12 protein-coding genes are annotated in these 8631 nt (G+C 64.5%); 9 read left to right on the top strand and 3 right to left on the bottom strand.

The annotated features are described in order from the left end of the window. On the bottom strand, positions 1-426 hold a 426-nt coding region (locus tag FV220_RS22705; RefSeq protein ID WP_187273505.1), incomplete at its 3' end, for a hypothetical protein. A gap of 270 nt (positions 427-696) precedes the next feature. Between FV220_RS22705 and FV220_RS25675 the strand changes: the two genes are divergently transcribed. From FV220_RS25675 to FV220_RS22670, 7 genes are read left to right on the top strand one after another with little or no spacing between them, the layout of a single operon-like run. After that, the gene (locus tag FV220_RS25675; protein ID WP_187273504.1) at positions 697-1092 is read left to right on the top strand and encodes a hypothetical protein; all 396 of its coding nucleotides are present in this window, start codon (positions 697-699) and stop codon (positions 1090-1092) included. A gap of 2 nt (positions 1093-1094) precedes the next feature. After that, on the top strand, positions 1095-1445 hold the full coding sequence (locus FV220_RS22695; protein WP_147833329.1) for a hypothetical protein: 351 nt from the start codon (positions 1095-1097) through the stop codon (positions 1443-1445). Then, positions 1445-2158, top strand: coding sequence for a hypothetical protein (locus tag FV220_RS22690; protein ID WP_147833328.1), 714 nt, complete (start codon positions 1445-1447; stop codon positions 2156-2158). The genes FV220_RS22695 and FV220_RS22690 overlap by 1 nt, the downstream gene beginning before the upstream one ends. A gap of 7 nt (positions 2159-2165) precedes the next feature. Next, positions 2166-2450 carry a hypothetical protein gene (locus FV220_RS22685; RefSeq protein ID WP_246689520.1) on the top strand — a complete coding sequence of 95 codons (285 nt, stop codon included), beginning with the start codon at positions 2166-2168 and terminating at the stop codon, positions 2448-2450. Further along, positions 2447-2719, top strand: coding sequence for a hypothetical protein (locus tag FV220_RS22680; protein ID WP_147833327.1), 273 nt, complete (start codon positions 2447-2449; stop codon positions 2717-2719). The genes FV220_RS22685 and FV220_RS22680 overlap by 4 nt, the downstream gene beginning before the upstream one ends. A 14-nt stretch (positions 2720-2733) precedes the next feature. Then, the gene (locus FV220_RS22675; RefSeq protein ID WP_147833326.1) at positions 2734-3216 is read left to right on the top strand and encodes a hypothetical protein; all 483 of its coding nucleotides are present in this window, start codon (positions 2734-2736) and stop codon (positions 3214-3216) included. Further along, the gene (locus tag FV220_RS22670; protein ID WP_147833325.1) at positions 3213-3614 is read left to right on the top strand and encodes a hypothetical protein; all 402 of its coding nucleotides are present in this window, start codon (positions 3213-3215) and stop codon (positions 3612-3614) included. The genes FV220_RS22675 and FV220_RS22670 overlap by 4 nt, the downstream gene beginning before the upstream one ends. Positions 3615-4572: 958 nt before the next feature. On the opposite strand, the gene FV220_RS22665 is transcribed toward FV220_RS22670, so the two are convergent. Next, a complete protein-coding gene (locus FV220_RS22665; RefSeq protein ID WP_056158029.1) occupies positions 4573-5106 on the bottom strand; it encodes a MucR family transcriptional regulator in 534 nt (177 codons plus the stop codon). 1433 nt (positions 5107-6539) lie between these two features. Further along, the gene (gene argC / locus FV220_RS22660) at positions 6540-7475 is read right to left on the bottom strand and encodes an N-acetyl-gamma-glutamyl-phosphate reductase (protein WP_147833324.1); all 936 of its coding nucleotides are present in this window, start codon (positions 7473-7475) and stop codon (positions 6540-6542) included. Between the two features lie 217 nt (positions 7476-7692). Here argC and FV220_RS22655 point away from each other — a divergent pair, with 217 nt between their 5' ends. Together FV220_RS22655 and FV220_RS25870 are read left to right on the top strand one after the other, a co-directional pair. Continuing rightward, positions 7693-8220 (top strand): hypothetical protein, encoded by a 528-nt coding sequence (locus tag FV220_RS22655; RefSeq protein WP_056144547.1) that lies wholly within the window; start codon positions 7693-7695, stop codon positions 8218-8220. A gap of 110 nt (positions 8221-8330) precedes the next feature. Continuing rightward, positions 8331-8631: hypothetical protein (locus FV220_RS25870; protein ID WP_246689519.1), on the top strand; the 301-nt coding region annotated here is incomplete at its 3' end.

Below are 8631 nucleotides of genomic sequence, written 5' to 3'. Positions count from 1 at the left end.
CTCCTGCCGGGCGGCCTCACGGGCGGCGGAGGCCGCTGCCTTCTCGGCTTGCTCCTTCGCCGCGCGGTCGGCGGCGCGGGTGGCGGCTGCCTTCTTGGATGCGGCCTCGCGGGCCGCGGCCTTCTCCAGCGATCCGTCCGTCATGAAGGCCTCGACCTTGGCGATAGCCTCGCCGACCGCCTCGGGGCGCTCCTTCTTGCGGACGACGATGCGGATGTCGGCCTCGGACGCCAGGCCCTTGAGCGCCTTCATCAGGGCCTTGGGCGGCGTGGTGGCGTCGAGGATGAGCCACGTGTTGGCCTTGCCCGGGTTCGCCACAATGAGGCGGCCGTCGAGGCGGCGCTCGACGATCTCGGCAGGGCGCTCGGCGCCGTACACCAGGACCTGGGTATCCGTGATCTCGGTGGGGTCTTTGCTCGTGGGCATTGGTCTTTTCCATCATCGGCCCGGATCGCCCCGGGAGGCCTCGGCTTGCGCCGGTGATCTACATATACCGCAATTTGCGGTATACACAAGGGCTGCTGGAAAATCACCGCGCTCCCCTGACCGTTAACTGGTCAGGGACGTCCGCGCTGGACGAATCTGGGATGCGTGCTTCGATCAGTGTCTGAAGGGGTCTCGTCCAAGTGGCGGGGCCCCATAAGATTCCTGGAGGGGGTAGAGATGATATCGCGCGGCGCTGATGGCCTCTTAGTCATGACGACCGAGATCGACGACCTGGCGACCCGCCTCGCGTCTCTGTCGCCCGAGGACGCTGCGCAGGTGCACCGGACGGTGTCGGGCCTCCAGGCCGAGCGCGCCCGGGCCGAGGAGGAGCGCATCGCCGGGCTGCGCGCGATGAGGGACCTGGAGGTCGTCATCGAGTCCCTGGAGTTCGGCCACGAGAGCAACCGTGATCCAAGGGCCGCCCTCGTCCTGCTCCGGGACGCCGGGTTCGTCCGGCACGTGAACCTGGAGGCGGCCTATCGCGCCGGGTACGAGCGCTCGGTCTACGATGGCGGCGGCATCCAGGAGATCCCCGGCGAGGACGACGACGAGTACATCGCCGGCCGGGGCTTCGACCTCGACGCCCTCGTGAAGAAGGGGGCCTAGCCATGCGGTTCGAGCACCAATGGAGCGAGGACGAGACGACCGTCTACAAGGTGGTTTTCACCATCGAGGAGCTTCAGGCGGCCGCGGCCGCCACGGGCCTGGACATGACCGCCTTCCGGGGGATGCACGTCTTCCATCACCACCATGATTTTGATCACCGCGTGGATGGCTACCGGATGGATCCCAAGGCTGTCGCCCACATGCAGCCGCTCGTCGAGGAGGCCCTCAACCGTCGAGACGAGGCTCACCGCCGGTCCAGTGCATGGCGCACGGCGAAGCGTCTGGGCTGGCATGTTCTGGATGAGAACGGGGCCCCTGTCCCGGAGCCCGCCACGGTTGGGCAGGACTGGTGATGCCCGTGTTCGAGTGCACCTCGCGCGTCACCCGGCGCTCCCTCATGAACCAGACGAAGGACGAGCTCGCGACGCGGGTGCTGGAGCTCATGGAGGAGATCGGCACGGTCCGGGACCGCATGGCGAAGGTGGAGGCCGACCGTCTCGACGAGGGGCTCCGCCGGAGCGGGCGGGAGCGCTCCGAGGCCGCGGCCGCCGAGCGGTACGAGGAACTCCGCGCTGCGGCCAAGGCAGCCCTCGGCGAGATCCCTTGCGGTCCGGAATGGCTGGAGCGTCTGCGGTCCGCCGTCGCCGGCGCCAGGGTCAAGGATACCGAGGCCGCCGCCCGGGGGCGCATGGACGGGCTCGCCGAGCGGTGCTTCGAACGGGTCTGCCGCGAGCGGGACGAGGCGGTTGCCGGGGCTCGGGAGGCTGAGGCAAGGGCAGCGATACCCGAACCAGCCGATGCGTTCGGTGCCCACATCGAGGCTGGAACGCTCGGCCGGATCGGTGATCGCGAGATCGGGCCGGGGCATGTCGTGCTCTCCGAGGCCCGCTATCGTTGGCTGTTTCACCGTGCCGGACTGCCCGTCGATAACCTCCCTATCGCCGTTCAACGGGCACCGGACCTCGCGCCGTTCGAGGCCGAGATGGAGGCCGCCCTGGCGCCCCTGTTCGCCCCTGTGCCCGTGCGGGATTCCGATCTCCCCGCCGTCGTCAGCCCTTGCGCCTGAGGCCCCCATGCAGCGCTACACCTCCGATTTCCGGTCTACCTACGATCATCTCCCGGCGCCCTTCGGGAAGCGCATCATCCCGCTGTGGGTCGTCGCCGGCCTCGGCCTGGTGATCGCCTTGGGCCTCATCGCGTGGTCCCCCCCGTCTCAGGAAACCGCGTGGTCCAGCCAAGGCGGCGTCCGCGTCTGGACGGACCCGGCGACCGGGTGCCGGTACACCCATGCCGGCCTCGGCATGCAGCCGCTCCTGGGACCGGACGGGCGCCCCGATTGCCAGAGGAGGCCGCAGTGAGCGAGCGCCTGATGAACCCGACCGTCACCCTCAACCGCAAGCACTTCGCGACCGAGGAGGACTGGCAGCGCGCCATCCGCGAGGGAGGCACCTTCACGCTCGCCGGCGGCATCAGGGTTCACGTCACCCTGGGCGAGGAGATGGACCTCGATGACGACTGGTGGGTGAACCTCGGCGAGCCAGTCGCGGAAGTCTTCATCTCTGGCGGCCATGACGTGGAGGTGACCACCTACACCGAGGAGGTAACATTCCATTCCGATGGCAGCTAGTCGCGGAGGCTGGGATGAGGGAGGGGATCTTGAGGCGAGCACTGTACCTCCGACCTGAGAACCTCGGCCTCACCGGTCTCGACGACGCGGTGAAGGCTTGGTTGCGCAAGGAAGGTTTCGACCCTGTTGACGCCGCCCCGTACGAGGTCGCGGCCTACCTGCCCTACGACGGCGGCGGGGCCTACTACCACGCGGACGTCTCGCCCAAGATGGCGACCGCCTTGGTCGCGCACATCGCCGATGGCACGGAGATCCGGGGCATCTACCTCAGGGGAACCGACACCTATTGGGCTGGCGAGGCCGACCGCGAGAACGACTATCAGGAGCTCGAAGCTGTCGACCTCGAATGGGACGACACGCACTGCGGGGGCATGCCGACGCTGGCCATCATGACGCCCGCCCAGGTCGAGGAGGCGGAGCGAGCCATCAGCCGCAAGCGCCAGTTGAACTGGCACGACCTCGGTGCCGTGTGGGCGCCGGAAGGAAATGGGGCATGACCATCCTCATCACCGCCACCCTGGGCAGCTTCCGTCTGCAGCCTTGGGAGCCCGCATCGCCTCCACCTCCGCCGCCCGTGAACAAGCCGGACGAGTTCTGGTGGATCGAGTGGGACGAGGGCATGCCGCTGCAGCCGGCGTGCGTGTCCTTCGAGGGCGACGTCCCGGATAAGGTCCAGCAACTCGGCGACGACTCCTGGGGCGGTACCCCGATCTCCGAGAGCAACGTCCGCCTGGTCGCTCCGGTGATCCCGCACGTGCCCGGGCAGGTCGTCATCGCCCGCGAGGAGTTCGAGGCCTTGTACGAGGCGCTCAGGTTTCGGGACACGGAGGCCCCGAGCTTCTCCTGGCTCGACGCACTGAAGACCAGGGTCGACGCGCAGGTCGCCGCCGCCTGAGGCCCCGGCCCGGCCAACGTGTAAAACGATTCCCAAAACCCGATCCGGGAATCGTTTTACACGTTCGTGGCAGCCCTGGTAGATGCGCGGGCATAGCCCGCAAGGGTGAGCCACGAGTGAGCCACGACCGATTCGTTCGGGTCTCGCGGCGGCTGCTCTGGCGATGTGCGAGAGGGGATGTTGGCTGCCCTGACGCCTGCCGCTTAGAAGGCGGCTGCTCTATCCAGCTGAGCTACGGAGTCGGGGTGCCGCGCCCCGTCTAGCACCGCCCTCCCCACCTGTCATTAGCCTCGGGCGAACCCTGGCTTCACACGGCGAGAGCCTGCTGGAGGAAGCGACGACGTGCGTTCGGTCGCCTCGGCGGGGGCCGGTCTGGGATCCCGCAGCCTCAGCGACCTCGGGACCGGGCTAGGCATGCCGCGCAGGCCTTCCGCTTATCGTCGGCTCTGCCTGGGCAAGCTCGCGCAGCGGAAGTCTCGTGAGAGACGGTCGGACAGGAGGTCCGCTATGGAGCTGCAAAGCTATAGGCGGCCACAGACGGTGTGTCTTCGGCCGGGGGAACTCATCGACGGGACTCGTAATCGACCTCGCCAAGGCGGCGGGTGCCCTCCGAGGCCGTGACCGAGACTACAAAATCGAACGCCCCGACAGCGCGGCCTCCTTGCCAGAGGTCCCGAACCCGCATCGCCGAACTTCCGGCAGACCTCTCAGCAGCAGCGCCGGCCCTCCCCGGCCTCAGCGAGGAGACTCATGGTACAAGTCCAAACCGGTAGTCGATAGTGAAGCTGCCATGCATCTTACGATGACCGATCGTCAGCTCTCACCACAGTCGCACATACATTCAGCAAAGCTGTCCAGTCATGAGTAAGCCCACTCCCGGCATCGCGCTGGGAGTGGGCATTCTTGTCACCGATTGGATACATCCGACGTCGCCCAAACAGGCGCCGTCGGACGGGCATCAGGCCGCCTGCTTCTTGCGGGGGCCACGGCGCTTCTTTTCGGGCGGGGCGGCGACGGCCTCCTCCTCCGGCTCGCTCACGACCTCCTCGGGCGCAGCCTTGGATACGGGGGATACGGTCTTGCGGCGCTGCTGACCGAGACCAAGGGCGCGAGCCAATTCTGAACGCTGTTCGGAATAGGCAGCCGACGTCATCGGGTAGTCCGGCTGCAGGCCCCATTTGGCCCGATACTGTTCGGGGGTCAGACCGCGGAGTGTGAGGTGCCGCCGAAGCGTCTTGTACTGCTTGCCGTCCTCGAAGCTGACCAAGTAATCCGGCGTCACGGAGCGGCGGATTTCCTGTGGCGTCGCCTTCGGCGGGCCGGTCTCAGCGGCAGGTGCGCTGCTCGTGCTCACCGAGCGGATGGCCTCGTGCACATCGCTGAGGAGCTTAGGCAGTTCGGCGCTCTGGACGTGATTGTTGCTCACATACGCGGAGACGATATCCGCGGCCAAGGTGATGAGACGGGCTGAGTCGGTGTCGGATTCACTCATGATATTCGCGCCATCGCTTCGCTATGTTGATACTGTACGCTAGCCTATGCTCCGTTCGCGCGTGTAGCAAGATGTTATTGAAAGAAATCCACTGGTTTACGGATCAATCGTTCAAATATTTCGCGTGTTCGCCGTCTGCGAGCCCCACATCCTTGGTTGCGCATACGTTTGGAGGGTGAAGCGAACAGAATTTACCGAGTGTTCTGCCGCATTAGAGCGTCACGGAAGCCTGCTCAACATAGGGTCCAGCGAAGGACGGCATGAAGAACTTTGCCACCGGCGCGAGGCATCGGTAAAAACGGTCTCAACCAATCATTGCAGATTTTTCGGCTTCGGAAGCCCAGGCGGTCGAGACTGGCGTTCATGCCAGTCGATCCCAATTGCGGATATGTTTGACAACGGTCCGTGGGCGGACACCGTGCGTTCGCCAGCCGCGATCGTCGCTCTCTCTTTGGCGGTACTTCCGTTCAAGTGTCCGTCAGAACGCTCCCCTTCCAACACTTGCCGGTCTACGAACGAGTCGGCCACATAACGCTTGGCAGCCCTCGAATCGCGATCATCGTGGTCTATGCCAGCAGATTGCACGGTGTCTGCGATGATGTGTACTCTCATAAAGTCGTATGTATGCTCTCCCTCTAATGTTTTAAGCTGAGGCGCCGGATGGCGCGGCAGGTGTGTTTGTATTTCTTTCGCCGGAAATCGTCTCCACCACCGGACAAACGATCATCTTGTCACAGGACGGAGCAAGGCCAATCGGCCACGGGCAGAGAATCGCCAGTGGATCCCGCTTCTCTTGTCAAAAGTGAATGAGCCGCCTCTCTCACAACGTCATCGAGCATCGATCCCTAACTTGATCGATCATAAACAGTTCCTTGGCTGCGCATTTAAACCGTATTTTTAGACAATAAAATTGATCGGTCTTGCTAGCTTCGATGTCGAATTTTGCAAAATAATTCGGTCGTCACTGGTCTCTCGGCATCAGAAAGCCGGTCTGTGACTGGAGGTGACGGTGGGCAGCCTCGCTGGAACGCGATCGACAGGGGTTAGCGGTGCCCCAATAAGCTGGCACCGATGCAATTCAGGCGCGCGGAGATGGCGGGGACTGGGCGCCCGCAGGAATAGCTCGGCGCGAGTCGGGAAACGGCTTCCGCGATGGGCGGAAGACATTGCTGTGCCTCTTCTGGATAATTGGATCGTGCTTTCCCGGTGCGCGACCGGTTGCATGCTACGGGCTGATCCCCGCGCAGACCCTCGATGATGGTGCTGAACGACCCAGTGGCGGTCGTGATCCCGGCCCCTGGAATCGCGACGTGCCGTCGTCGCGCGAGGTCATCATCGCGAGGGGCGGGAACGTAGCGATCGGGCGGATTGAGGCATGTCCGGCACCGAGGACATGACGTGATTCGACCTCTTCCCCAATCCGCGTCGCGATATCAATCCAGACCGAGCATGAGACCGATATTCTGCACGGCGGCGCCCGATGCGCCTTTGCCGAGATTGTCGAGCCGGGCCACGAGCAACGCATGAGCATGGTCAGGCGTACCATAAACCCGTAATTCGAGGTGATCGCTGTCGTTCAGAGCTTCGGCGTCCGGCTTATCGTCCGGGTTGGTCCGAACCACGGTCACCATCGTGCTTCCGGCGTAATGCGCAGTGAGGGCCGCTTGCAGCGCAGCAGCATCCGGATGTCCCGGCAGAGTATCGAGGTGGAGCGGGATACTCACCAGCATGCCCTGGCGGAAGTTTCCCACGGACGGGATGAAGATCGGCCGCCGGGTCAGGCCGCCATAGACCTGCAGTTCCGGCAGGTGCTTGTGAGCAAAGCCGAGACCATAGAGCTGAAAAGCCGGTGCCTCTCCGGCCTCATATGTCTCGATCATGTTCTTGCCGCCGCCGCTATAGCCGCTGACCGCGTTGACACTGATCGGCGTATCGGGCGGCAGCAATCCAGCATCGACCAGTGGCCGCACGAGAGCGATGGCACCGGTGGGATAGCAGCCGGGATTCGCGACGCGCCGCGCCTCGCGGATCACTTGTGCCTGACCGGCATTCAATTCGGCAAAACCGTAAGCCCAGCCAGGGCTGACGCGATGGGCGGTGCTCGCATCCAGGATGCGGGGTCCGCCATTGGGCAGGCCATCGGCCAAGGCCACCGTTTCCTTCGCCGCATCGTCGGGCAGGCAGAGAACGACGAGATCCACATCCGCCAGAAGGGCGCGTTTGACCGCTATGTCCTTGCGGCTCTCGTGCGGGATGCTCTTCAGGGAAACACGGCCCTCGCGCTCCAGGCGTTCGCGAATGCCAAGGCCGGTGGTGCCGGCCTCCCCATCGATGAACACTGTAGGCTTTGCCACTGCGCTCTCACTCATTCCAAAAGTCCCGTTCGTCTCGCCTGGGATGGGAGCCGCCCTGCGCGTTCGCGGGGTGGAGGCTGCGGCCTCTCAAGTCAACATCGCGGTTTTACGACGTTTCCGGCTGCGCCGCCTGTATCGTGTTGCTTTTTCACGGATTGATGACACGCCGTCCACCGGGAACCGGCCCCCTCGGTGCAGGTTGATCGCACGGAAACAAGCATAGGCTCGAACGATGGCGGCCAGCGCTGAAAAGACCGACCCTAAACTATGGGACAGGATCAAGTCCGAGGTGACCGCTTCCGACAAGGGAGGCAAGGCTGGGCAATGGTCGGCCCGCAAGGCCCAGGCGGCAACGAAGGCTTATAGGGAGGCCGGAGGCGGCTACAAGGGCAAGAAATCCGACGAGAACAGCCTGACGCAATGGTCGAACGAGGAATGGGATACGAAATCCGGCAAGCCCAGCGGTAAGACCGGGGAGCGCTATCTTCCAAAGAAGGCCCGCTCATCCTTGTCGAAGGACGAGTATGACCGCTCCACGAGAAAGAAGCGCGCGGACACCAAGGACGGCAAGCAGTTCTCCAATCAGCCAAAGGATGTGGCCGAGAAATCCGCGGCCGCCAGGAAGGCCGGGACCAAGCAAGGAAGAGCGTCCGGCGGCCCGACGAAGGCAGAGCTGATGCGGAAGGCCAAGTCCGCGAACATTCGTGGCCGGTCAACCATGTCGAAGGACGAACTCGAAAAGGCGCTTCATGTTGCGTGACCGCATGGCCATGCGGATGCCCAAGCTCGTCTTCCATATCCGTTTTGAACGGAACTGAACCGCGCGGAGTTCTGCCCCAGACATCACCCGCCGTTCAGGAATTTGCCTAGATGATCGCCAGACCCGTCGTTCTCAGCCTATGTCTCGCCCTGTCACCGACGGGAGCCGTCGTCGCGCAGATCATCGAAGCGCCGGCCGGTATCGGTACCGTTCCGTCGAGCCGCGGTGAGGCTATGACACCGGAGGGTGGACGCAGCCAAGCGCCGTCGAGCGCGGCAGTACCAGCCAACGGATCTACGGAAAAATCTCGTGCCAGCCAGGCTCCCGTCGGTGGTGCGGGCGTGGCAACGGGCACGTCGTCCGGCGCGGGCGTCGGCACCGGCGTCGGCGGCCCGCCCGGAACCGGGGCCC

This window comes from Methylobacterium sp. WL19 (assembly GCF_008040005.1).
Taxonomy (GTDB): Bacteria; Pseudomonadota; Alphaproteobacteria; order Rhizobiales; family Beijerinckiaceae; genus Methylobacterium; species Methylobacterium bullatum.
The sequence above is the reverse complement of the archived record's forward strand: the minus strand, read 5'-3'. Positions and strand labels throughout refer to the sequence as shown.